Origin of the sequence: Trinickia sp. (assembly GCF_051953955.1) — a bacterium.
GTDB lineage: Bacteria > Pseudomonadota > Gammaproteobacteria > Burkholderiales > Burkholderiaceae > Trinickia.
This window is the reverse complement of record NZ_JBQCIF010000002.1, coordinates 1-20,770: the sequence shown is the minus strand read 5'-3', so window position 1 is coordinate 20,770 and position 20,770 is coordinate 1. Positions and strand designations below refer to the sequence as shown.

The 20,770-nt window shown below is 62.7% G+C and carries 24 protein-coding genes and 3 pseudogenes; 13 read left to right on the top strand and 14 right to left on the bottom strand.

Annotated elements, in window-relative coordinates:
• Positions 1-9: 9 nt before the first annotated feature.
• The 4 genes from ACTHNZ_RS00250 to ACTHNZ_RS00235 are packed head-to-tail and all read left to right on the top strand — an operon-like array spanning position 10 to position 2,821.
• On the top strand, positions 10-1,224 hold the full coding sequence (locus ACTHNZ_RS00250) for a beta-ketoacyl-[acyl-carrier-protein] synthase family protein (RefSeq protein WP_440540477.1): 1,215 nt from the start codon (positions 10-12) through the stop codon (positions 1,222-1,224).
• Positions 1,221-2,045, top strand: a complete 825-nt coding sequence (locus ACTHNZ_RS00245; RefSeq protein WP_440540476.1) for a beta-ketoacyl synthase chain length factor — start codon at positions 1,221-1,223, stop codon at positions 2,043-2,045. The genes ACTHNZ_RS00250 and ACTHNZ_RS00245 overlap by 4 nt, the downstream gene beginning before the upstream one ends.
• Positions 2,042-2,524, top strand: a complete 483-nt coding sequence (locus ACTHNZ_RS00240; RefSeq protein ID WP_440540475.1) for a hotdog family protein — start codon at positions 2,042-2,044, stop codon at positions 2,522-2,524. Before ACTHNZ_RS00245 ends, ACTHNZ_RS00240 begins: the two co-directional genes overlap by 4 nt.
• A 12-nt stretch (positions 2,525-2,536) precedes the next feature.
• On the top strand, positions 2,537-2,821 hold the full coding sequence (locus ACTHNZ_RS00235; protein ID WP_440540474.1) for a hypothetical protein: 285 nt from the start codon (positions 2,537-2,539) through the stop codon (positions 2,819-2,821).
• A gap of 117 nt (positions 2,822-2,938) precedes the next feature.
• Here the strand turns inward: ACTHNZ_RS00235 and ACTHNZ_RS00230 are convergent, their stop codons facing one another.
• Positions 2,939-3,082: an entericidin A/B family lipoprotein gene (locus ACTHNZ_RS00230; RefSeq protein WP_440540473.1), complete on the bottom strand. Its 144-nt coding sequence runs from the start codon at positions 3,080-3,082 to the stop codon at positions 2,939-2,941.
• A 347-nt stretch (positions 3,083-3,429) separates the two neighbouring features.
• Between ACTHNZ_RS00230 and ACTHNZ_RS00225 the strand changes: the two genes are divergently transcribed.
• Positions 3,430-5,871, top strand: coding sequence for a two-partner secretion domain-containing protein (locus ACTHNZ_RS00225; RefSeq protein ID WP_440540472.1), 2,442 nt, complete (start codon positions 3,430-3,432; stop codon positions 5,869-5,871).
• Positions 5,872-5,932: 61 nt separating this feature from the next.
• On the opposite strand, the gene katG is transcribed toward ACTHNZ_RS00225, so the two are convergent.
• Positions 5,933-8,080 (bottom strand): catalase/peroxidase HPI, encoded by a 2,148-nt coding sequence (gene katG / locus ACTHNZ_RS00220; RefSeq protein WP_440540471.1) that lies wholly within the window; start codon positions 8,078-8,080, stop codon positions 5,933-5,935.
• 24 nt (positions 8,081-8,104) lie between these two features.
• Between katG and ACTHNZ_RS00215 the strand changes: the two genes are divergently transcribed.
• On the top strand, positions 8,105-8,254 hold the full coding sequence (locus ACTHNZ_RS00215) for a hypothetical protein (protein WP_440540470.1): 150 nt from the start codon (positions 8,105-8,107) through the stop codon (positions 8,252-8,254).
• Between the two features lie 17 nt (positions 8,255-8,271).
• On the opposite strand, the gene ACTHNZ_RS00210 is transcribed toward ACTHNZ_RS00215, so the two are convergent.
• The 5 genes from ACTHNZ_RS00210 to ACTHNZ_RS00190 form a co-directional block, all read right to left on the bottom strand.
• The gene (locus ACTHNZ_RS00210; RefSeq protein WP_440540469.1) at positions 8,272-8,715 is read right to left on the bottom strand and encodes a VOC family protein; all 444 of its coding nucleotides are present in this window, start codon (positions 8,713-8,715) and stop codon (positions 8,272-8,274) included.
• A gap of 72 nt (positions 8,716-8,787) precedes the next feature.
• Positions 8,788-9,339 carry a hypothetical protein gene (locus ACTHNZ_RS00205; RefSeq protein WP_440540468.1) on the bottom strand — a complete coding sequence of 184 codons (552 nt, stop codon included), beginning with the start codon at positions 9,337-9,339 and terminating at the stop codon, positions 8,788-8,790.
• Positions 9,340-9,479: 140 nt separating this feature from the next.
• Positions 9,480-10,010, bottom strand: coding sequence for an RBBP9/YdeN family alpha/beta hydrolase (locus ACTHNZ_RS00200; RefSeq protein ID WP_440540467.1), 531 nt, complete (start codon positions 10,008-10,010; stop codon positions 9,480-9,482).
• A 93-nt stretch (positions 10,011-10,103) separates the two neighbouring features.
• Positions 10,104-12,269 carry a TonB-dependent siderophore receptor gene (locus tag ACTHNZ_RS00195; RefSeq protein WP_440540542.1) on the bottom strand — a complete coding sequence of 722 codons (2,166 nt, stop codon included), beginning with the start codon at positions 12,267-12,269 and terminating at the stop codon, positions 10,104-10,106.
• Between the two features lie 83 nt (positions 12,270-12,352).
• Entirely contained in the window at positions 12,353-12,718 is a 366-nt protein-coding gene (locus ACTHNZ_RS00190; protein ID WP_440540466.1) for a copper resistance CopC family protein, read from the bottom strand.
• Between the two features lie 270 nt (positions 12,719-12,988).
• Here ACTHNZ_RS00190 and ACTHNZ_RS00185 point away from each other — a divergent pair, with 270 nt between their 5' ends.
• The 4 genes from ACTHNZ_RS00185 to rpsU all read left to right on the top strand — a co-directional run bounded on the left by ACTHNZ_RS00185 (position 12,989) and on the right by rpsU (position 15,001).
• On the top strand, positions 12,989-13,360 hold the full coding sequence (locus tag ACTHNZ_RS00185; RefSeq protein WP_440540465.1) for a helix-turn-helix transcriptional regulator: 372 nt from the start codon (positions 12,989-12,991) through the stop codon (positions 13,358-13,360).
• A 280-nt stretch (positions 13,361-13,640) separates the two neighbouring features.
• Positions 13,641-13,844: a cold-shock protein gene (locus tag ACTHNZ_RS00180; RefSeq protein WP_027797648.1), complete on the top strand. Its 204-nt coding sequence runs from the start codon at positions 13,641-13,643 to the stop codon at positions 13,842-13,844.
• Between the two features lie 285 nt (positions 13,845-14,129).
• Positions 14,130-14,354 carry a hypothetical protein gene (locus tag ACTHNZ_RS00175; RefSeq protein ID WP_440540464.1) on the top strand — a complete coding sequence of 75 codons (225 nt, stop codon included), beginning with the start codon at positions 14,130-14,132 and terminating at the stop codon, positions 14,352-14,354.
• 434 nt (positions 14,355-14,788) lie between these two features.
• Complete coding sequence (gene rpsU / locus ACTHNZ_RS00170) at positions 14,789-15,001, top strand: 30S ribosomal protein S21 (protein WP_440540463.1); 213 nt, start codon at positions 14,789-14,791, stop codon at positions 14,999-15,001.
• 213 nt (positions 15,002-15,214) lie between these two features.
• Here rpsU and ACTHNZ_RS00165 read toward each other — a convergent pair.
• Positions 15,215-15,307: pseudogene (locus tag ACTHNZ_RS00165) on the bottom strand (LysR family transcriptional regulator); the annotation flags it as partial.
• A 279-nt stretch (positions 15,308-15,586) separates the two neighbouring features.
• On the opposite strand from ACTHNZ_RS00165, the gene ACTHNZ_RS00160 reads away from it, so the two are divergent.
• Positions 15,587-16,180, top strand: coding sequence for a nucleotidyltransferase domain-containing protein (locus ACTHNZ_RS00160; protein ID WP_440540462.1), 594 nt, complete (start codon positions 15,587-15,589; stop codon positions 16,178-16,180).
• Positions 16,181-16,318: 138 nt separating this feature from the next.
• Here the strand turns inward: ACTHNZ_RS00160 and ACTHNZ_RS00155 are convergent.
• Both ACTHNZ_RS00155 and ACTHNZ_RS00150 read right to left on the bottom strand, forming a co-directional pair.
• A pseudogene (locus tag ACTHNZ_RS00155) lies at positions 16,319-16,459 on the bottom strand (DNA-deoxyinosine glycosylase); the annotation flags it as partial.
• Positions 16,407-17,366, bottom strand: coding sequence for an AraC family transcriptional regulator (locus ACTHNZ_RS00150; RefSeq protein ID WP_440540461.1), 960 nt, complete (start codon positions 17,364-17,366; stop codon positions 16,407-16,409). The pseudogene ACTHNZ_RS00155 and the gene ACTHNZ_RS00150, both read right to left, overlap by 53 nt.
• Before the next feature lie 170 nt (positions 17,367-17,536).
• On the opposite strand from ACTHNZ_RS00150, the gene ACTHNZ_RS00145 reads away from it, so the two are divergent.
• Complete coding sequence (locus ACTHNZ_RS00145; protein WP_440540460.1) at positions 17,537-18,295, top strand: SDR family oxidoreductase; 759 nt, start codon at positions 17,537-17,539, stop codon at positions 18,293-18,295.
• A 72-nt stretch (positions 18,296-18,367) separates the two neighbouring features.
• Here ACTHNZ_RS00145 and ACTHNZ_RS00140 read toward each other — a convergent pair.
• Positions 18,368-18,751 (bottom strand): annotated as a pseudogene (locus tag ACTHNZ_RS00140) (DNA-deoxyinosine glycosylase); the annotation flags it as partial.
• A 325-nt stretch (positions 18,752-19,076) separates the two neighbouring features.
• Between ACTHNZ_RS00140 and ACTHNZ_RS00135 the strand changes: the two are divergent.
• Positions 19,077-19,445 carry an HVO_A0114 family putative DNA-binding protein gene (locus ACTHNZ_RS00135; RefSeq protein WP_085230266.1) on the top strand — a complete coding sequence of 123 codons (369 nt, stop codon included), beginning with the start codon at positions 19,077-19,079 and terminating at the stop codon, positions 19,443-19,445.
• A 123-nt stretch (positions 19,446-19,568) separates the two neighbouring features.
• Here the strand turns inward: ACTHNZ_RS00135 and ACTHNZ_RS00130 are convergent, their stop codons facing one another.
• The 3 genes from ACTHNZ_RS00130 to ACTHNZ_RS00120 all read right to left on the bottom strand — a co-directional run.
• Positions 19,569-19,748, bottom strand: a complete 180-nt coding sequence (locus ACTHNZ_RS00130) for an RNA polymerase sigma factor (RefSeq protein WP_440540459.1) — start codon at positions 19,746-19,748, stop codon at positions 19,569-19,571.
• A 1-nt stretch (position 19,749) separates the two neighbouring features.
• Complete coding sequence (locus ACTHNZ_RS00125; RefSeq protein WP_440540458.1) at positions 19,750-19,962, bottom strand: YgaP family membrane protein; 213 nt, start codon at positions 19,960-19,962, stop codon at positions 19,750-19,752.
• A 401-nt stretch (positions 19,963-20,363) separates the two neighbouring features.
• A partial coding sequence (locus ACTHNZ_RS00120) for a DNA-deoxyinosine glycosylase (RefSeq protein ID WP_440540457.1) occupies positions 20,364-20,770 on the bottom strand: 407 nt, incomplete at its 5' end.

The window sequence follows — 20,770 nt, the reverse complement described above, 5'->3', positions numbered from 1 at the left end:
TCGACCGACGTGAACCCATTGGAACTCACCCACTTCACCGCGACGAGCTGCATCGGCCGGGGGCTCGTCCCGACCTTGCAAGCGCTGCGCGAGCCGCGCAGCGGGCTCACGCCGTGCCGATTCGAACGTGCCGAGCTCGACACGTGGATCGGCGAAGTCGAGGGCGTCGACGACGAACCCGTTCGCACCGACCTGCGCGATTTCGATTGCCGCAATCACCGGCTCGCTCAATTGGGCCTGCAACAAGACGGCTTCGCCGATGCGGTAAGGGACGCGATCGCGCGTCATCGTGCCGAGCGGATCGGCGTGTTCCTCGGCACGAGCACGTCGGGCATTCTAGAAACCGAGCAGGCCTATCGCCGCCGCGATCCGCAAAGCGGCGCGCTGCCGGCCGATTTCCGCTACGCGCAAACGCACAACTGTTATTCGCTGGCGGCGTTCGTGCGAACCTACTTCGGGCTCGCCGGGCCGGCCGCGTCGATTTCGACCGCCTGCTCATCGGGCGCCAAGGTATTCGGCTCCGCGCGGCGCATGATCGAAGCGGGACTGATCGATGCCGCCATCGTCGGCGGCGTCGATTCGCTCTGCTTGACCACGCTTTACGGCTTCAATTCGCTCGAGTTGCTTTCGCGCGAGCCGTGCCGTCCGTTCGATCTTGCGCGCCGCGGGATCTCGATCGGCGAAGCGGCCGCCTTCGCATTGCTAGAACGCCCTCGCGGCACGCAGGACGACGCCGTGCTACTGCTCGGCATCGGCGAATCGAGCGACGCCCATCACATGTCGAGCCCGCACCCCGAAGGGCTCGGCGCACGGCTGGCGATCGAGGGTGCGCTCGCGGCGGCGGGTCTGTCCGCTGCCGACATCGACTACATCAATCTGCATGGCACGGCGACGCCGAGCAACGACGCGGCGGAGAGCCTCGCCGTCAACGCCCTGTTCGATGCAACGCCATGCAGCTCGACCAAGGGCGCGACAGGTCATACGCTCGGCGCCGCCGGCGCGCTCGAGGCGGTGATCTCCGCCCTCGCGCTGCGCCATCGGTTCCTGCCGGCCGGCGTGGGGTCGAGCGCGCCAGACCCGGCGTTGAACCTGCGTTACGTCTTGGACAGCACGAACGCCGCCGTGCGCAACGTGCTCAGCAATTCCTTCGGCTTCGGCGGCACCAATTGCAGCCTGATTCTCGGCCGCGCCGATGCGGCTCGCGAACGGAGCGCCACGCGATGAAGACGATCAGCGTTCATATCGATGGCGTGGGGCTGATCGGTCCTGGGTTCGCCAACTGGCCGCAAGCGGTGCAGGCGCTGACGAGCACCGCCGAGTACGCGCACGCGCCCGCCGTCATTCCGCCGCCGGCCGCGTTGCCGGCTGCGGAGCGCCGCCGCACGAGCGCGACGGTCAAGCTCGCGCTCGCCGTCGGCGCCGAAGCGGTGCAAGCCGCCGGCCGCGATGCGGCCCAGCTCGCCGCCGTTTTCGCCGCATCGGGCGGCGATGGCGAAAACTGCCATGCCATCTGCGACATGCTGGCCGGCGAAGACCGGTTCATCTCGCCCACGCGCTTTCACAATTCGGTTCACAACGCACCCGCCGGATACTGGAGCATTGCCGCGCACGCGATGGCCGCATCGCACGTGCTTTGCGCTCATGACGGCAGCTTCGCCGCCGGGTTGCTCGAAAGTGCATGCCAAGCGGCCGTCGATGGCCACGATGCGCTGCTCATCGCCTCCGATACGGGATACCCGCATCCGCTCAACGCGTTCCGCCCGATCCGCGATGCATTCGGCACGGCTCTCGTCCTCGCGCCGATCGAGACCGCGCGCACGCTGGCCCGCATCGACATCGCACTGACGGACGCACCGGCCACGATGCTGACGCGCGCACCGCTCGAAGCCATCCGAACGGACAATCCGGCAGCGCGCGCGCTGCCGTTGCTCGAAGCGCTGGCGATGCGGCGCCGAGCGGCGGTCGTGCTCGACTATCTCGACGAACTGCGCGTGCGGATCGACGTGACGCCTACCGATACTCGTAAGGAAACCGCACAGCCATGAATACGGAACGACGGCTCGTCGCGCCGCTCGATCGCGCTTGGATCGCCGCGCATATTCCTCACAGCGGCGCGATGTGCCTGCTCGACGAAGTCGTGCGGTGGGACGACGAAACGATCGAGTGCATCGCGACGAGCCACCGCGAGCCGCACAATCCATTGCGCAAGGACGGCCGGCTCGGCGCCGTCTGCGGCATCGAGTACGCCGCCCAGGCAATGGCGGTGCACGGCGCCGCGCTCGGTGCGCAATCCAATCGGCCGCGCGCGGGATTTCTCGCGAGCGTGCGCAGCGTGAAAATGTCCGTGGCGCGACTCGATACGTTTGCCACACCGCTCGACGTGACGGCGGCACGGATCGGCGGCGACGCCGACAACGTGCTTTACCGCTTCACTGTGCGCTGCGGCGCGCAACTGCTGCTCGAAGGACGGGCCGCGGTGATCCTCGACGCTCGCACTGCGATCGTTCGATCTCACGACGTTTGAAAGGAGAATGCTTTGAAGAAAATCCGCCCACTGCTGCTCGCCATCTTCGTCGGCACGGTTCTGAGTCCTACCGCGCATGCGGACGTGAAAACGACGGCTCATGAAGCAAAGGAAAACATCAAGGCAGCCGGCAAGAAGTTCGGCGAGGACACGCGCGAAGCGGCGCACGAAATCGGCCACACGGCGAAGGCCGCCGGCCACGCGGTGGCGAGCGGCACGCGCCGGGGCTACTATGCGACGAAGCACGCGATTCGCAAGGCCGTGGGGAAAGACGACAGCGGCGCGGCAAGCGAATAGCACCGAGGCCGATGCGCGAGTGCGGCGAGCCGGCGGTGAGCGCCGTGGCGCATTGCCGCCGGCGGCCGATCGCTACCGGCGGATGTGACGCATGGCGGTTCGGGCTCGCGCTAACCGCTAGTCCGAGTCCGAGTGCCGCTCCGCCGAGTTCGTAATGGCATGGCCGCCCTTCGAAATGTCCTGGCCGGCCCCCGCCACCGTGTTGCACGCAGCCAGCAAGACCGTGGATGCGAGCGCAAAGAGTGCGATGAGTCGTGTCATGAGTCTTCTCCCTTGGCAAGCGTACCCGTCTCTCAGCAAGGGCCATGCCCGGCAGTCCATGCGCCCACGAAAGCAGCGATGAAGTAGCAATGCAATGGCGCGGCGCGACACCTTCGCCGCGCGTAAGCCCCTTCGCGACGTTCTCTCCTCGTAGACCCGCCTTGCCCCGTTCGCTTCGTGAAGATGGCGCGAACGACTGACGTTTTGGCAGCGCTGGCTGTAGATCAAATTCCTCCGATCAATAAACTGTAGGGCCGTGCACTCGCCGAGTGGTTCGCTGGGTTCGCACATGCCGCGTGGGGTCTGCGCGAATAACCGGGGGTACACGAATGCCAGCGCTTTCGTTGATGACACAACCATGCCGCACGCGGCGCATGCCGCCGCACGCGCTCACCGCGCTCTTCGTTGCACTGTCGCTCGCGATGCCGGAGATCGCCGATGCCGCCGGACCACTGCCGAGCGGCGGACATTTCGCCGCCGGCGCCGGTTCGATCAACGGCAATGCCTCGTCGCTGACGATCAATCAAACATCGTCGAAGGGCGTCATCGATTGGAGCAGCTTCTCCATCGGCACGAGCAACCGCGTCGACATCATCAATGGATCGGGCGCAACGCTGAACCGTGTCACCGGCGGCAATCCGTCATCGATTTTCGGCACGCTCTCATCCACCGGCAGCGTCTACCTGATCAATCCGCAGGGCATCGTCATCGGCTCCGGCGGCGTCGTCGCGACCGGCGGCCGCTTCGTCGCCTCCACGCTCGATATCGAAAACAGCGCCTTCATGCAAGGCGGTCCACTGACGCTCTCGGGTACATCGGCCGGCACGGTCGTCAATCTCGGCAAGATCGCCTCGAGCGGCGGCGACGTCTTCCTCGTCGCGCGCAATAGCGTCGCCAACCTCGGCGAGATCCGTGCACCAAAGGGCACGGCTGAGCTTGCCGTGGGACAAAGCGTGCTGTTACACGATTCATCCACGAGCAAGCAAGTCTTCGTGCAGACGGGCAGCCGCGGCACCGTCGTCAATCAAGGCACGATCGAAGCTGCGCAAATCAGTCTGCAGGCCGCCGACGGCAACGTGTTCGCACTGGCCGGCAACCACGCTGCGCTTCGTGCCACCGGCACGGCCACGCGCGACGGCCATGTGTGGCTAGTCGCCGACACGGGCCAGGTCACGCTGAACAGCACCATCGACGCACGCAACGCAGACGGCAGCGGCGGCACGGTCGATACGAGCGCGGCCAACTTGCGAATCGTCGACGATCCGACGGCCCCGACCGTCGTGACGGCCGGCAAGTGGAACATCACCGCGCCGCGCTTCACCATCGATGGACTGGCGGCCCCCGTGTTTCAGCGCAGCTTGAACCACGGCACGTCCATCGATCTTCAAACGACGGGCGCGGGCGGCGATATCGATGTGGCCTCGAGCATTCATTGGACCGGCGCCGCATCGCTGACACTGCGCGCTTATCGTTCGTTGACGATCGAAGCAGCCGCGAGCTTGAAGAACGTCGGCAACGGCAATCTCACGCTGCGTGCCGATTCGACTGCCATCGACAACGGCGGCAGCGTCACGAACAATGGGACGATCGACTGGTCGGCAAGCCAAGGCTTCGTCAGCGCACTCTACGATATGAACGGCAGCTACCGCCCCGGCAAACTGCTGGCCAACAAGACGTGGACATCGCCGGCCTACAGCGGTCTGCTCACGCAAATCACCGGCTACAAGCTCGTCAATTCACTGGCTGACCTCGAGCATGTCTCAGCCGACCTCGCCGGCAACTACGCGCTCGGCAAGGACATCGATGCGAGCGCGACGAGCAACGGCTCGTATGTCGCAATAGGCAACGGCAACACACCTTTCACGGGGCAGTTCGACGGTCGGGGCCATACGATCCGCTCCCTTACGTTGCAGGGGGAAACGGGATACGACAACCCGGTCATGTTGGGACTGTTCGGCACGTTGGGGGCAACCGCCATGGTGCACGATCTGAACGTCAACGCTAGCGTATCGGTCAAGGATTCCGGACAATTCAAATCCGGGTTGCTAGGTGTGCAGGGATTCCTGGCCGCGAACAATGACGGCACCGTCTTACGCGTGAACACGTCTGGCAGCCTGAACGACCTCTATGCCGGCGTCTGGTACGACGGCACCACGGCGGGCGGCCTCGTGGGCGTGAACCACGGAACGATCGAACGTTCGTCGAGCAGCGTGAACAGCTTCACGGGCGCAAAGATGGGCGGCCTCGTCGGAGAGAACGACGGTTTGATCGCCCAATCGTACGCGACGGGCACCGTGCATACGACCGACATGGTCGGCGGCGCCGCCACCACGTCGGGCGTGTCGGGCGGTCTCGTCGCCGTCAACAACGGGACGATCACCCAATCGTATGCAACCGGTGCGGTGACGGCCGAGTGCGAGACCTATGCGTGCGGTGCAGGCGGGCTCGTAAACACGAACAACGGGACGATCAGCCAGTCGTTTGCGACCGGGCTCGTGACGGGCAACATGGATCCGGACACGGGCAACGCCGTGAACAATGGCATTGCAACGGTCAACAGCGGCAACATCGGGCACGACGTCTACTGGAACAAGGACACCACGGGGTCCTCGGTCGGCGTCACCTCCGGCACGCCTTTACCGGCCTCGAACGGCCTAACGACTGCCCAGATGTCGGATGCCGCAAGTTACTCGGGTTGGGACTTCAGCTCGAATGGCGCTTGGGCGCTGCCGGCCGGCGCCACGCATCCAATCTTGCGGTGGCAGGTGGAGCAACCGTCGAGCCAGTGAACGGAGGCACACGCGCAAACGGCCGGGCCGTTAGACCGGCCGTTTGCGAAAAAGCGAGCGATCAAGCGAGTTCGAAGCGTCCGAGGTTCATCACCTTGGCCCAAGCCGCGACGAAGTCCTCGACGAACTTCTCCTTGCCATCCTCGCTCGCATAGACCTCGGCGTAGGCGCGCAGCACCGAGTTGGAGCCGAAGATCAGATCGCTGCGCGTGCCCGTGTACTTGACGGCGCCCGTCGTGCGGTCTCGGCCTTCGAACAGTTCGGCCTCGCTATCCACGGGCGTCCACACGGTGCCCATGTCGAGCAGATTGACGAAGAAATCGTTGCTGAGCACGCCGACTTTATCCGTGAAGACCCCGTGCCGGCTCGCGTCGAAGTTGGCGCCGAGCACGCGCAGGCCTCCGATCAGCACGGTCAACTCGGGCGGCGTCAGCGTCAGCAACTGGGCGCGATCGATCAGCAGCACTTCCGTCGGCGCGCCGCCCTTGCCGTTGCGGTAATTGCGGAAGCCATCGGCGCGCGGTTCGAGCACGGCGAACGAGTCGACATCGGTCTGGTCCTGCCGCGCATCGACACGGCCCGGCGTGAACGGCACATCGACTTTCACGCCGGCCTCCTTTGCCGCCAGTTCGACGCCGACGCAACCGGCCAACACGATCACGTCCGCAAGCGAGGCCTTCCCCGACGCCTTTTGAATCTCGGCCAGCTTCGGCAACACGGCTACCGCACGGGCATTCACTTCCCAATCCTTTTGCGGTGCGAGCGCAAGACGCGCGCCATCGCTGCCGCCGCGCTTGTCGCCGCCGCGAAACGTGGACGCCGACGCCCACGCAGCCGACACGAGTTCGCCGATCGACAGATTCGCGGCAACGACCCTTGCCTTCAGATCGGCGATATCGGCTTGCGTCGGGTCATGCTCGGCCGCAGGCAACGGGTCTTGCCAAATCAGATCTTCAGCGGGCACCTCGGGGCCGAGATAGCGCGCCTTGGGTCCCATGTCACGGTGCGTCAGCTTGAACCACGCACGCGCGAATGCATCGGCGAACGCCTGCGGATCCTCGTAGAAGCGCTTCGAAATCTTGCCGAACTCCGGATCGAAGCGCAGCGTGAGGTCGGTCGTGAGCATCGTGGGCTTGTGGAATTTACCCGGGACATGCGCGTCCAGAATGATTTCCGGTGCGTCCTTGGCCACCCATTGCTTGGCACCGGCCGGCGATTTCGTGAGTTCCCATTCGTACTTGAACAGGTTTTCGAAGAAGTTGTTGCTCCACAACGTCGGGGTTTTGGTCCACGTCACCTCGAGGCCGCTCGAAACCGTGTCCTTCCCATGCCCTTGTCCGAAACCGCTCGTCCATCCGAGCCCCTGCGCTTCGATCGGCGCGGCCTCGGGTTCGGGGCCCTTGTGCGATTCGGGCGCCGCGCCGTGCGCCTTGCCGAACGTATGGCCGCCGGCGATCAGCGCGACGATCTCTTCGTCGTTCATGGCCATGTTGTTGAACGTGGCGCGGATGTCCCTCGCAGCCGCCATGTAGTCGCCGCTGCCGTTCGGACCTTCGGGATTCACGTAGATGAGGCCCATGTGCGTGGCACCCAATTCGCGGTCGAGATCGCGCTCGCCCGTGAAGCGCTTGTCGTCGGCGAGCCACTTCGTCTCGGCTCCCCAGCTCACGTCGAAGTCCGGCTCCCAAACGTCCTCGCGCCCCGCGGCGAAGCCGAACGTGCGAAAGCCCATGGATTCGAGCGCCACGTTGCCCGCCAGAATGAAAAGGTCCGCCCAAGAAATTTTCTGGCCGTATTTCTGCTTGATCGGCCACAGCAGGCGACGCGTCTTGTCGATGTTGACGTTGTCGGGCCAGGAGTTGAGCGGCGCGAAGCGCTGTTGCCCACGGCCGCCGCCTCCGCGGCCGTCCGACGTGCGATAGGTGCCTGCTGCGTGCCATGCCATGCGGACCATCTGCGGGCCATAGTGGCCGAAGTCGGCCGGCCAAAAGTCTTGGCTGTCGGTCATCAGCTTGACGAGATCCGCCTTCAACGCGCGGTAGTCCAATTGCTTGAACGCTTCGGCATAGTCGAATGCCTCGCCCAGCGGATTGGACTTGTTCGAATGCTGGTTCAGCAGATCGACACGCAATTGGTTCGGCCACCAATCGTGGTTGGCGGTGCCGGCGCCCGCAACGTGATGAAAGGGGCACTTGGCTTCGGTCGTCATAGCGTCTCCTGGGTCGAGAGGAAGTTGAGCGGTCAGTACCCGAAGTTACCCGCCACCACGACATTTATCAAATTGAACGAAAAATATTTCTCAATAGATTTATTCAATGATAACGACAGAGGCGATGTTCCCGTGCGCAGCACCGGCGAACGTGCCGACAAGCTTGCAGGTTGAATCTCCGCGACGAGCGACTATGTGTTGAACAGCGCCGTATAACGGCGCTGCATTTCGTCGGGCGTCAGTGCTTCGATCTGTTGGCCGAGCAGCCATTCGTGCCCGAACGGATCGCGAACGGTCGCCGTGCGCTCGCCGTAGAACTTATCGGTCAGCGGGCGGACGACGGATGCGCCGGCCTCGACCGCCTGCTGCAAAAGCTGATCGACGTCATCGCAGTGGATATGCAACACCGCGGCGATCGCGCGATCGTCCGTGGGCGCCAGCATCCCATATTCCGGATACTCGTCCGATAGCATGACGGTCGCTGGGCCGATCTTGACTTCCGCATGACCGATGCGGCCGCTCGGCTCGGTCAGGCGAAACAACTCGATGCCGCCAAACGCGCGCGCGTAAAACTCGATGGCCTGCGCCGCGCTGCGCACGCGCAGGTACGGATAGACTTCGTGGATCGTACTCATCGTCACCTCCGGCTTGCTTGCGTGGGACAACTACGAAAGGCCGGCGCGATCCCGCGCACACGCTCGCTATCGTCAGGCCGGCCGGCGAAACTCGTTTTCCACCCAGCTTGCGGCGCTGGCCTTGCTGAGCTTGAAGTTTGCGGCCACCTGCACGCGCGCGAGCTGTTCGCCAAAAGCATCGAGCGCAGTCAGCAGCGCATAAGGCTCGTCCTCGTCGGGAACGATGTCGAGCGTGATCTCCCATTCGCCCTCGCCCGTCGCGGCCGGCACCGTCAAGCTTTTATGCAGCTGCGCGCGCAGTTGCTGCTCGTGCCGGCGCAATACCTCGGACGCCGTCTTCACGAGGGTATTGAAAGCGGACACGTCGAGCGGCTTCGGGTCCTTCTTGTTGCGGCCCATCGTCCACGGACCGACCAGCGCAGGCTCGGGCTCGCCATCCTTGATCATCTCGACGGCCCACCCATCGTCGTCCTCGTTCTTGATGACGCGCGCAGTCCAGCCCCCATCGCGCCAGAGCGTGTCCTCGTGCAGCGATTCGGGCGCCTCCTCGATATCGCTTTCGGGGGCGCAATCGGCGGTGCGATTGATGACGGTGTCGGATGAGGGAAAGCGGGTGTCGGACATGAGGGATCGAGTAATCTGGTGCGGGGATACGGCACGATGCATGGGATTTTACCTGCCCCCGCTGATTAGCCGGAGCACGCGAATACTTGTCCGAACGGCCGACGAACGCATAAGCCCTTCCGGCAACGCGTCCCGCACCGTCAGTTCATCCGGTCCAGCAATCGAAGCCCATCGGGCCAATCGCCCAGGTCGCTCGCCGCATTGATATGCCCTCTTGCGCCCAAGTCGACGAATTCGCTTCCCCATGCAGCCGCGCAGGCTCGCGCGTGTTGCGCACTTCCATACGGATCGTCGGTGCTGGCCACGACGATCGTAGGAAACGGCAATCGCTGGCTCGGCAGCGGCTCGAACCCGCTCGTGGCCGCGCGGGGAAATGCCGGTGCGGCAGGGTCGGGCACGGCCACGAGCAGCGCGCCGCGAATCGCGCGACCGTAGCGGGCACCCCAATGCGCGACGGCGAGACACCCGAGGCTGTGCGCGACGATGATCGGCGCCGAGCCGTTTGCCGGCAGCTGCCGTTCGATTTGCGAAACCCAGTCGTCGCATGCCACGCGATCCCAATCGTCGACCGACAGGCGCTGCCAATCCGGATGCGCGGCTTGCCACAAGCTCTGCCAGTGCAATGGGCCGGAGTTGCCGATGCCGGGAACGATAAAAACGGGATAGTCCATCTGCCGAATCTCCATCAACGAAGGGGGTCCAGTGTAAAGCGCCGCCGAATCAGGCAGCCATCGAACCGTCAGGCAGGCATCGCAGGCATATCGTCACCAGTCGTATTTGGCGCTGGCCAGCACGGTTCGCTCGTTGCCGAATGCGCAGATCGCATACGACTGGCAGCCGCTGACATAGCGACGGTCGAACATGTTCGCCACGTTCAGCGAGAAGCGCCAGTGACGAAGGGCATAGTGCAGCGCCGCGTCGTACAGCGTGTAGCTCGGGATCGTCAGCGAGTTGTCCGGGGCCCCCGCTGATGCGCTTTGATAGCGGACTCCACCGCCGATGCCGAGCCCCGCGAGCGCTCCCGTGCGCCATGTCCAATCGGCCCACAGCGATGCCATCTCGCGCGGCCGCGGGATGTCGACAGGCCATTTGTTCAGCGATGCGTCGTTCGCCTGCACGTTTTTCACGTCCTGATAGACGTACGATGCGATGATTGACAGTTCGCGCGTCACGTTTCCGATCGCACTCAGCTCGATCCCGCGCGAGCGCACTTCGCCCGTTTGCACGGAGGACGTACCGGTCGGATCGAGAGTCGCCGGCGCGGGCGTCACCACGTTCGTCTGGTCGATCTGGTAGGCGACCGCACTCAGCATCAGATTCTTTCCGGGCGGCTGCCAGCGCAGGCCTGCCTCGGTCTGCCTGCCACGCGTGGGGCTCGGCAGTCCGCCGCCGAACATCTTCACGCCGATGACAGGATTGAACGACGTCGAGTAGCCGATGTACGGCGACAAGCCGTAGTCGCCGCGATACGTGAGGCCCACGCGGCCGGAGAAAGCACTGACGTCTTGCTTCGTCTGTGTCCCGGCCCCGAGGTCGTCCTGCCGAACGTTGACCCAATCCTCGCGCCCACCGAGCGTCAAGGTCCAGCGATTCCATTTGATCTGGTCCTGTGCGTACGCACCGACCGTGTTCATTGCCGTGTGCAGATCGGGGTGGCCCAGTGACGTCGGCCCCGAAAAGATCGCGGTCGTCACCGGCGCGTACACGGGATCGTAAAGATTCAGCCGCGGCGCCAGTGCGAGCCATTCGCTGTCGGTCGTCGTCTGCCGGTTGTACTGGAAACCGAGCAGCACCGTATGCTCGAGCGGCCCCGTGCCGACGCGCGCCTTGGCGTTGTCGTCGATGTCGAAGCGGCCGTAGTTGAGCTGAAAGAGGCCTGCGTACCGCGTGATGTCGGTCGTGCTGCGAGGGGCAAGGCCGGCGCCGAAGACCGAAGCATCATCGAGCGACAGGTGCATCCAGCGCACGTTCTGGCTAACCGTCCAAACCGAATCGAGGTCGTGCGATAGCTGATAGCCGAGCGACCACTGTTTTTTCCGGTAGTCATTGAAGCCCGGGGCGCCGGTGTAGACGTCCTGCGTCAATTGCCCATTCGGGTTCGGCAGTACGGTGCCCTGCGCGGGCAGGAAGTTGTGCGAAAAATCGTTGGCATCTTGCAGATACGTCGCGGTGAGCGTCAACGACGTTGCCGTATCCGGCCGCCAGCGCAACGACGGCGCAATCGCGACGCGCCGGTCCCCGTTCGGGCCGGTCAGCGCATTGCCGTCGCGTGCAACGCCGACGAAGCGATAGGCATACTTGCCGCTCGGATCGAGCTCGTCGCCGACGTCGAACATCGTCTCCTTGCGCGCGTAGTTGCCGATCCGCACGCCCGCCTCGCGCACGCGCTCGCCGTCGGCCTGCTTCGTCCGCACGTCGATGATCGCGCCCGGATCGCCGGCTCCGTACAGCACCGACGCCGGCCCGCGCAACACCGTTGCGCTATCGATCGCGTACGGGTCGACGCGCCAGTCGGCGATCGGTGTCGTATTCGGCGCTTGCAATCCATCGATGAACAGCGCGGGCCTGAAGCCTCTCAGCGACGCATAAAGGTCCGAGCGGTTGTCCGACCCGTACGAGGCGAAACCAGGCAGATAGCGCAGCGCCTCGTTGAGATCGGCCGAGCCGGTCGCCTCGATCTGCTGCCCGGTGACGACGTTGATCGTTTGGGGAATCTCGTTGATCGGCGTATCGGTTTTCGTGCCCGTCTCGGTGCGTTTGCCGACGAGCCCGGCCGACGGTCCGTCGGCCACGCCTTTCACCACGATCTCGGGCAACACGGTGCCCGCCGCCTCTGGAGCGTCGGCAGGTTGCCGGGCCTGTGCGCATGCATGGCCAGCGGCCGTTGCACACCCTATTGCAGCACCGGCGAGCAGGGGCCCGAGTCGCAAGAAGCCGCGCTGCACGGCCTGCGGAATCGGCGCCACGGCCTGCGGAATCGGCTCGATCGGCCCGACGAGGCGAGGCCGGGCCGTCACTTCACTGTGAACGTGTAGTGTCCCTGCGTGCGATGCCCATCCGCAGCGACCGCGACCCACGAGACCGTGTAGATGCCCGGCGTCAGCGAATGCAGTGCGACCGACATGCGCTTCTTGTTCGACGCGTCGACGACAGCCTTACCGTCGGAGACGGCCTTGCCGTGTGTGTCCTTCACGGTGATCGAGCTGAAAGCGGGTTCGAGGCTGTCGTCGAAATCGATGACGACGTCCTTCTGCGAGGTCGCGACGGTCGCACCGGCCGCTGGGGTCTTGTGCGTGGGGTAGGCGTGCGCCTGCGCGAGTTGGCAGCCGGCGATCAGCAGGGCGGCGACAGCGGCGCGCACAGTCGTGTGCAGTTTCATGGCAGAGCTCCTCGCAGGTCGGAACGGCGTGTGCCGATCATGTTCTTCGCGATATCGTCGAGGCACAGGTGGGCCGGTGCCTGCACCCAGGCCGACGATTCGATATCGACGCGGTGACGATCGGGGCGGCGCATTATGCCATGCGTCGCCTGCGCCGTTGCCTCGACCGCGGACACCTCATACCGCCGTTGCGACAACACGCTATCGACCGGGGCGCTAGGCCCGCTGGCTAAGATAGCCGCCGTCCTGCCCACCGAATTGCGTCGCGAGTTGGAGGAATCTTCGCTGCTGGTGGGAGCGCCGCTGACGAGGCCTACTCAGATCGTCCCGCAGGATTTTCTACGCGCGGCGGTCCGTGCAGAGCAAAAGCTCCGCATTACTTACGTGGACGGACATGGTCTCCGTTCGCAGCGCATCGTTTGGCCGTTTGCCTTGGTGTATTTCGACCAGGCGCGCGTACTGATGTGTTGGTGCGAGCTTCGAGACGATTTTCGGAATTTCCGTACGGATCGGCTCCGCAGCGTCGAACAGATGGCGGAGCGCTATCCCAAGCGGCGTTCCACGCTGCTTCGTGAATGGCGCAAGCTGAACCAGATCGCCAGTCGCACCCTACTGCCAGAACCTGACAGCATGGATCGTTAGACTCGAGCTCCTTTCTCAGCAAGGAGTTCACGATGAAGTTCGCATCGGTGCGCGTGGTTACCGCTTCGCCTGCGGAACGCCCCTGGCGAAACAGTTACAAGATAAGTGTTGACGCCGATCCATCCGGCGGGGTACCGTTCGCTTCGAAGTTCAAGAAGTTCGATTGCTGTTCATCAATTGCTCGCTCCTCTGCGGTATTCGTTGTCCCTCTCCCTCCTTGAAGCTTCCCGCGCTCTGAAATGGAGCACATTTTTTGTATTTTTTTCCTCGAGGATTCTTCATGGAAACCGGCACCGTTAAGTGGTTCAATGACAGCAAAGGCTTTGGCTTTATCACCCCGGATAAGGGCGGTGACGACCTGTTCGCCCACTTCTCCGAAATCAGGAGCGAAGGCTTCAAGACGCTGGCTGAAAATCAAAAAGTAAGCTTCGAAACGAAGCAAGGCCCGAAGGGGCTGCAAGCGGCCAACATCAAGCCGCTGTAAAGGTGAAGGGCCCGGTTCGTCTGTGACGGATACCGGGTTGCAGGAACACCCTCGTGGAGCTTTGTCTCCCTCAGTTGGCGCCCCACCCTGCTTGGCATCCGTCCATTCAGCAGCGTGCCGGCGCCATACGCCTCGTTGCGCCTCGTTGCGCCTCATTCGCCCGTCAGGCTTAAACGCCATTTTTCGCATTTCGACTGCCGAGGAATTCGGCTCGAATGGCTTTGAATCGGCGCGCCCGTACACTTGTCGCACGGCATGTGTGCACTCAAATATCATTAAATTAAAATGCAGGACAAGCAAATTCGACATTACAACGGCTATGCCGTCCAACCTTCGGCGCATCGTTTGCCCGATGGTAGCTTTTCATCCAACCTATTGCTCGAACTCATCGACGGCGAGCGAGCCGAAGGCCGCTACCGGTTTTATTCGCTCGATTACTTCAAGAGCGAAGAGCAAGCGTTGCAGCACTCGACCCAGTGGGCGCGCAACTGGGTGGACATGCGCGGTTGAAGACGGCGCCACAGTTCGAAACACTTCACGCACTGGACGCGCCAGGCGGGTGCAGCAAAACGCGCCCAAACATCACGCGGGAACCCGCGCTGCGCATCGTCGGCACGCATCGCCGACAACACTACTTCCTTCTGGCCCCGCCGATAGCGGTGGGATAGATAGCGGCCTTCGGTTACAATGCACGATTGGTTCGCTTCGCACAGCGCCGAAAAGACGCGTGTTGGTTGGTCGCGAATCCGCCTTTGATTGATAGCGACAGCACTCGCTGGACTGCATGCCGCGACGCGCATCGGACCGGTATTGCGAGCCGCCGCGTCTGCCCCATCCCAACCTCATTCGCCGTCCGGGCGTCGGCCGTGACCTCGTGCCACAACGCCGCGTACACATCCACATCACGATTCGCCATTGCTGGCGGATCTGGACCAAGGAAAATAGTGACTATCGTAATTCCGAAACCCGACGAGCCCGTGGAAGTTGCGTTACGCCGTTTCCGTCGCGCGATCGAGCGCACAGGCCTGATTCCGGAGCTTCGTGCCCGGACAGCCTATGAAAAACCTACAACAGAACGCAAGCGCAAAAAAGCCGCCGCAGTGGCACGCCTACGCAAGCAGATCAAGCGGTCGTTGCCGCCCAAAAAGCGGTACTGAGCGGGAGCTGCCGGGCAGCCTTGCTGAAGCGGCACGTCCGGCGCCCGGCCAGAATTTCCGCATCGCTGATTTGGAATTTGCATGCAGGCCGGGATCCCGTCGGATGCATAGTGAATATCTCGGCCCAGTTTTAGCAGCTGCTGCCATAGCGCCACGCGCAGGAGCACCGCGAACCCGCCCGCAGTGAGCGCCGCCCCGCCCACATCAACGCGTACGACGCTTGCCCCGGAGCACGGATTCCGCCGCACGCAGTTCCTCGATCGCGCGCAGGCAACGCTCGTAGTAGATCTGCCCGTCCTCGGTCAGGGCAACGACAACAGCCGCGGCACGGTACCGGCGTCATTGAGGCGCCCGACACATCGCCGACCGACAGGGAGAACCGACCATGAGATCGCTAGCCGCTCCATCCGCGAGGGCTCAGGTTCGTTTCGATGAGCCAAAATCTAGCTCGATCGTGCTAGGAACTCGCGGCGGTTCATCTGCGATCGACCGCTATCCACGCGTGTGCGGGTTACGTCCATGGATTCGGAAGGTGCTGCACACCATCGTGCTAAATTTTAGCTGGATCATGCTAGAATCTAGCATATGGCACAGCTCGGCGATGCCCTCTTCTCCAGGGCGCAGCAACCCATTTTGGCATGCCTGTTCGGGCGGCCCGAACAATGGTTTCACGTCCAAGAGCTGATTCGACTCACCAGTCTCGGCAGCGCCACCGTCCAACGCGAATTAAATCGTCTCGAAAAGGGCGGTCTCATCGAAACGCGCCGCGTCGCAAACCTCAAACAAGTGCGCGCCTACGAAGGTAGCCCCATTTTCGATGAGCTGCGTCTCATTGTTCTCAAGACTTTTGGGGTCGTTGAGGTTCTCCGCGAAGCGCTATCGCAGCTGGCTTCCGACATCGAACTCGCCTTCGTGTACGGATCGGTGGCTCACGGCCGTGACCGCGCCAGCAGCGATATCGACGTCTTGTTGATCAGTGAAACCCTCAGCTATGGGCAAATCATGGCTGCGCTCGGGCCGGCTGAAAAGCAGCTAGGCCGCGCAGTGCAGATTACCCAGTACACTCTCGATGAATTCCTGGAGCGAAAGCGCAAAAGTCATCCCTTCGTTGCCGAAGTGCTGCGGCGGCCGAAGCTGATGGTCATAGGTACAGAGGATGACATCGACGACATTCGATAACCTAGTACGCATTGGAAAATTGAAGCCCTTCGCGGCGAACCGCACCGAGTTTGAGCACTTGCTCAGTCTCGCGCGAACCTTGCTAGGGACGGTCACGACTAGCTGCACAATGGCTACGGAGAGTCAGTTCATTCTCACTTATGACCGCAACGCTTCCCACGCCTTCAACTTCTCGGCATAAGGCACAGCCGCATAAGCCGGGCTGCTCGACGGCAGCTTGATGAGATCAAGCAATAGTCGGCGCTCGGCCAGCGCCTGCATCCCAATCTTCGCAGCCGTCAGTGGCCGGCTGGGCTTCGCGCGCGTATTGCGAAGGTGTCCTCCCTACATGCCGCGTGAAGGCGACGCTGAAGGTGCTGGCGGAGCTGTAGCCAACGCGCTGTGCAATCTCTGCGACGCGGCCTTCATTACGGCGTAGCAGGTCCTTTGCGAGCGCCATGCGCCAGGTGAGCAAATACTCCATCGGCGCCACGCCGACCGCGCGGTTGAAGCGTTCGAAGAAGGTTGAGCGCGACAGTGCGGCCTCTTTCGCGAGTTCGGCAATCGTCCACGCGCGTGTAGGGTGTTCGTGCATAACGCGGATCGCGGCCGCGAGGCGGCAATCGGACAACCCGCGAACTAGGCCTGGTGACGCAGTCGTTTCCGCCGTGGACCGCAGCGCCTCGATGAGCAGCACTTCCAGCAGTCGTGACAGCACGACCTCACGCGCCGGCCGCTGCTCGCGTGATTCATCTCGTACAAGTTGTACGAGGGTGGCCAGCCGCTCTTCACCGCGGACATGCACGAGTTGCGGTAGCAATGAGACCAGCAGGGCTGCATCTGGCGAACCGAAGCTGCAGTGGCCGACCATCATTCGCGAATCGACTGGGCTGTCCGACTCCCCGATTCTAAATTCATTGTTGCCGAGCGCGATCGGCTCTTGCGTTTGAACGGCCGGCGGTGGCGGCACGAGGCTGGACATCGCGACGCCGTAGGCCGCGGGAATCAGCACGAAATCGCCCGAGACGAGCTCAATGGGCTCGTGCCCGTCGATCGCCATGCGGCACGCGCCCTCGAGGATCACACAATAGAGCGACTGACCGGCATCCGAGCGGATAACGCGCCAAGGGCTGGCGCCCAGGACCAATTTGGAAAACCGGGCGCCCGGCTGTAGGAGCGTCACAACTTCGGCTAACGGATCGATCACTTCGGACTTTTACAAACGAAATTCGGATTAATGATTGTAGTAAGTACGGTCATCGCAGTCTATCGTAGGGGGCATACGCAAACCGTCTCACATAGGAGTTCCCATGAAAACCCGGCACGCATTGATCATGGCTTGTACGCGCGCGAGCGCACTAGGATAAGGAGATTGCTATGCAGGACAAACCCGTTGCTCTCGTAACCGGGGCGAATCAAGGAATCGGTCTTCAGATTGCGAAGGATCTAGCGGTAGGCGGCATGACTGTGCTGGTAGGGTCGCGCAGCCTCGAACGCGGCGAGGCTGCGGCCAGGGAAGTTGGGCTGGGCGCGTTCGCGCTCCAGCTCGACGTGACGGATCCGACTTCGATCACATCCGCGGCGGAGCGCGTCCGAAATGAGTTTGGCCGCCTTGACGTTCTCATCCAGAACGCGGCCATCTCGAATACGAAGAAGCAGCCCGGTCAGTCCGTCGAGGAGTACGCAAAGTCGACGCGCCCGAGCAACGCGGCGCTAGATGAAATGCGCGCGGTATGGGACACCAACGTATTCGGCGTGCTCGCTGTGTACCAGGCGATGCTGCCGCTTTTGCGCAAGACGCCAGGCTCCCGCATCGTCAACGTGTCGAGTGGCGTTGGGTCGTTGACGACGAACTCGGACCCGGCCTTCCCCTACCGCGCGATCTTCGGCCCCGTCTACCCGGCATCCAAGACGGCTCTCAACGCTTTGACGGTCGCCATGGCGATCGAACTCGAGCCAGAAGGTATCAAGGTCAATGCCGTCTCCCCGGGTTTTACCAGGACGAACCTCAACGGATATGCGGGCACCGAGACCGTCGAGGAAGGCGCTCGCGAGGCGGTGCGCCTTGCGCTGCTCGGTCCGGACGGCCCCACAGGGACGTTCACGCGCTGGAAAGGGGAAACGATCCCATGGTGATTTAAGTCTGGTGCGCGGGTTCGGAGGGATCAATGGATCGGGCTCTGCCGAGAGCATCGTCTTTCGGCGACGCTACGCCGCCAACCGCTTACGCAACGCCTCCCACGCCCTTAGCTTCTCGGCATAAGGCACGACCGCATACGCCGGGCTACTCGAAGACAGCTTGATTAGATCGAGCGAAATGCGGCTTTCCGCCAATGCTTGCATTCCGATCTTCGCCGCCGTGCCGCCGTTGAACGCAACCGCAGCAAGACTCGGCAACCCAGCCACGAGCGTGGCCAGATCGTTCGTCGCATGATCGCGAATGCGGCTATCGAGACTGCCTTCTCTTTTCGCCTTCGCAATCACATCCCACAACCCCACCCGATGGTCGAGCAGCGCTTGCAGCCGCGCCTCGTACGCCATCCCCGGCAACGCCACCCCAATCACATCCCCCATCAAATGCCAAAACCGATTGATATTTTGGTTAATTTGACATCAGGTACGGCATCGCTACCCCCCGTGTAGATCCGCACGCTCAGGTCTGCGCCGATAGAACAAACAACAGCGCTAACAGGTGCGCTGCCGCAAAGCGCAGCCGCTAGCTCGATCTACGCAGAGTCCCATCACGAAAGGCTGGCATTCGGTCTTAGAAACAAGCGAATGCACCACGAGACCGACACTCCCCCGTTAGCATCTAGCGATTTCTCAAGCCTCCACGTGGTCCGCGCCGCCGTGTGCAAGCAGATGGCGGATTTCTGGGTCGAAGTTGAAGCGATTCTTGCGAGAAGGAGCAGTCAGCATGAGTACAGCCAACGTCTTGAAGGTCGGGATTGCGTCATTGGAGCAATACAAAGCTCGGACGATGGCAATCGCCCGAGGTGACTATGTGCCCAGCCCGGATGAGCCCAAAGTCTGGTTCCAGTCGCTCGAAACGCTGGCACAGGTGCTTTCCGACAGAAACCGCTCGCTGCTTGCGTTGATCGCCGAGACGAAGCCCGCGTCACTGAGCGAATTAGCGGAACGCTCGGGCCGTGCGAAGTCCAATCTATCGCGAACGTTGCGGACAATGGAGCAATACGGGCTCGTTCGTTTCGAAGAAGGCGAGGGTCGAGAAGTGGCGCCGCGCGTCAACTACTCAGGCGTGGAGCTGGAAATGTCATTCGCATAATGGCGGCGGCAACTGCAGGAACGTCGAGATGCGGATCGCGTTGAACCTCATCGTCATTTCAACGCCGACGGCAGCGCCCCGCCGATGCCCACCGCTGCCTCGTCTGTCCAGGGTCTATTGTGATCAGGCAAGCAGATATTCGCGCGCCAGCGTTCGCGCACGATGCAGGCGGCTTTTAGTCGCCGGGACGGACGAGCCGAGACGCGCAGCGATCTCGCCGATCGTGAGTTCCTCGAAGTCGCGGAGCAAGAGGACATCGTGCGCTGCGTCGATTGCTGCTCGCTTTTCTTCGTCGAGAGACATGTCACCGCTTCTGTTGTTTCGCGAGACGCCGTCCCACCATGGCGCAGGCTGGGCGAAACCCCACAAGGCCGGACATGGTCACGCCGGCGACGACGACCGCGCCGACGATTCCAACTATACCTTTGAGAAGCAAGATCGAAAGCGCCGCACCAACGGCACCGAGCACAATGCGGACCACGCGTTCCCAGCCGGGAACATTCTTGACGTAAAACATGGGTTTGCTTCCTTTCTCAAGCTGAGAGACGACCTCTCCGGAAGCTAAGAGGCGGTGCCGACGCGATCTGGTTCGCGTCCCAATTTATTTTTTCGACATGCCGGTGTCGGAACGCCCCAATTGCTGCTCGGCATCCGCCATAGCCCGCGCAATCGATGAGCCAAAATCTAGCTCGATCGTGCTAGGGATTAGCGCATCATCAAAATCCGGCCGCAAAATCAAGTCTATCGCGAACACTCGGGACAATGGAGCGATACGGGCTCGTTCATTCGAAGAAGGCGTGGGGTGAGCAGTCGCGTCGCGCGTCAACTACTCGGGCGTTGAGTTGGAACTGTCGGTTGCGTCAAATCCCAGTTTCACCGATGGCAAACGACCGGTGGAGCGAATCTATTTGAGCGAAGCTACGCCGCCAACCACTTGCGCAACGTTTCCCACGCCCTCAACTTCTCGCCATAAGGCACAGCCGCATAAGCGGGGCTGCTCGACGGTAGCTTGATGAGATCGAGCGATAAACGACTTTCCGCCAACGCCTGCATACCGATCTTCGCCGCCGTGCCGCCATTGAACGCAACAGCCGCGAGATTCGGCAACGCAGCCACGAGCGCCGCCAGATCATTCGTCGCGTGATCACGGATCCGGCTATCGAGACTGCCCTCGCGCTTAGCTTTGGCAATCACATCCCACAACCCCACGCGGTGATCAAGCAGCGCTTGCAGCCGCGCCTCGTAATCCATGCTCGGCAGCGCTTCGCCAATCACATCCCCGATCAAATGCCAAAACCGATTCTGCGGATGCGCGTAGTACCGGC

Excerpts from the sequence above, each read along its gene's own strand:
- ACTHNZ_RS00125 (WP_440540458.1), bottom strand. The coding sequence starts at position 19,962 with ATGTTTTACGTCAAGAATGTTCCCGGCTGGGAACGCGTGGTCCGCATT.
- katG (WP_440540471.1), bottom strand. The coding sequence starts at position 8,080 with ATGACGACCGAAGCCAAGTGCCCCTTTCATCACGTTGCGGGCGCCGGC.
- ACTHNZ_RS00145 (WP_440540460.1), top strand. The coding sequence starts at position 17,537 with ATGCAGGACAAACCCGTTGCTCTCGTAACCGGGGCGAATCAAGGAATC.
- ACTHNZ_RS00205 (WP_440540468.1), bottom strand. The coding sequence starts at position 9,339 with ATGTCCGACACCCGCTTTCCCTCATCCGACACCGTCATCAATCGCACC.
- ACTHNZ_RS00240 (WP_440540475.1), top strand. The coding sequence starts at position 2,042 with ATGAATACGGAACGACGGCTCGTCGCGCCGCTCGATCGCGCTTGGATC.
- ACTHNZ_RS00160 (WP_440540462.1), top strand. The coding sequence starts at position 15,587 with ATGGCACAGCTCGGCGATGCCCTCTTCTCCAGGGCGCAGCAACCCATT.
- ACTHNZ_RS00180 (WP_027797648.1), top strand. The coding sequence starts at position 13,641 with ATGGAAACCGGCACCGTTAAGTGGTTCAATGACAGCAAAGGCTTTGGC.
- ACTHNZ_RS00210 (WP_440540469.1), bottom strand. The coding sequence starts at position 8,715 with ATGAGTACGATCCACGAAGTCTATCCGTACCTGCGCGTGCGCAGCGCG.
- ACTHNZ_RS00130 (WP_440540459.1), bottom strand. The coding sequence starts at position 19,748 with ATGTCTCTCGACGAAGAAAAGCGAGCAGCAATCGACGCAGCGCACGAT.
- ACTHNZ_RS00225 (WP_440540472.1), top strand. The coding sequence starts at position 3,430 with ATGACACAACCATGCCGCACGCGGCGCATGCCGCCGCACGCGCTCACC.
- ACTHNZ_RS00135 (WP_085230266.1), top strand. The coding sequence starts at position 19,077 with ATGAGTACAGCCAACGTCTTGAAGGTCGGGATTGCGTCATTGGAGCAA.
- ACTHNZ_RS00200 (WP_440540467.1), bottom strand. The coding sequence starts at position 10,010 with ATGGACTATCCCGTTTTTATCGTTCCCGGCATCGGCAACTCCGGCCCA.
- ACTHNZ_RS00230 (WP_440540473.1), bottom strand. The coding sequence starts at position 3,082 with ATGACACGACTCATCGCACTCTTTGCGCTCGCATCCACGGTCTTGCTG.
- ACTHNZ_RS00190 (WP_440540466.1), bottom strand. The coding sequence starts at position 12,718 with ATGAAACTGCACACGACTGTGCGCGCCGCTGTCGCCGCCCTGCTGATC.
- ACTHNZ_RS00175 (WP_440540464.1), top strand. The coding sequence starts at position 14,130 with ATGCAGGACAAGCAAATTCGACATTACAACGGCTATGCCGTCCAACCT.
- ACTHNZ_RS00245 (WP_440540476.1), top strand. The coding sequence starts at position 1,221 with ATGAAGACGATCAGCGTTCATATCGATGGCGTGGGGCTGATCGGTCCT.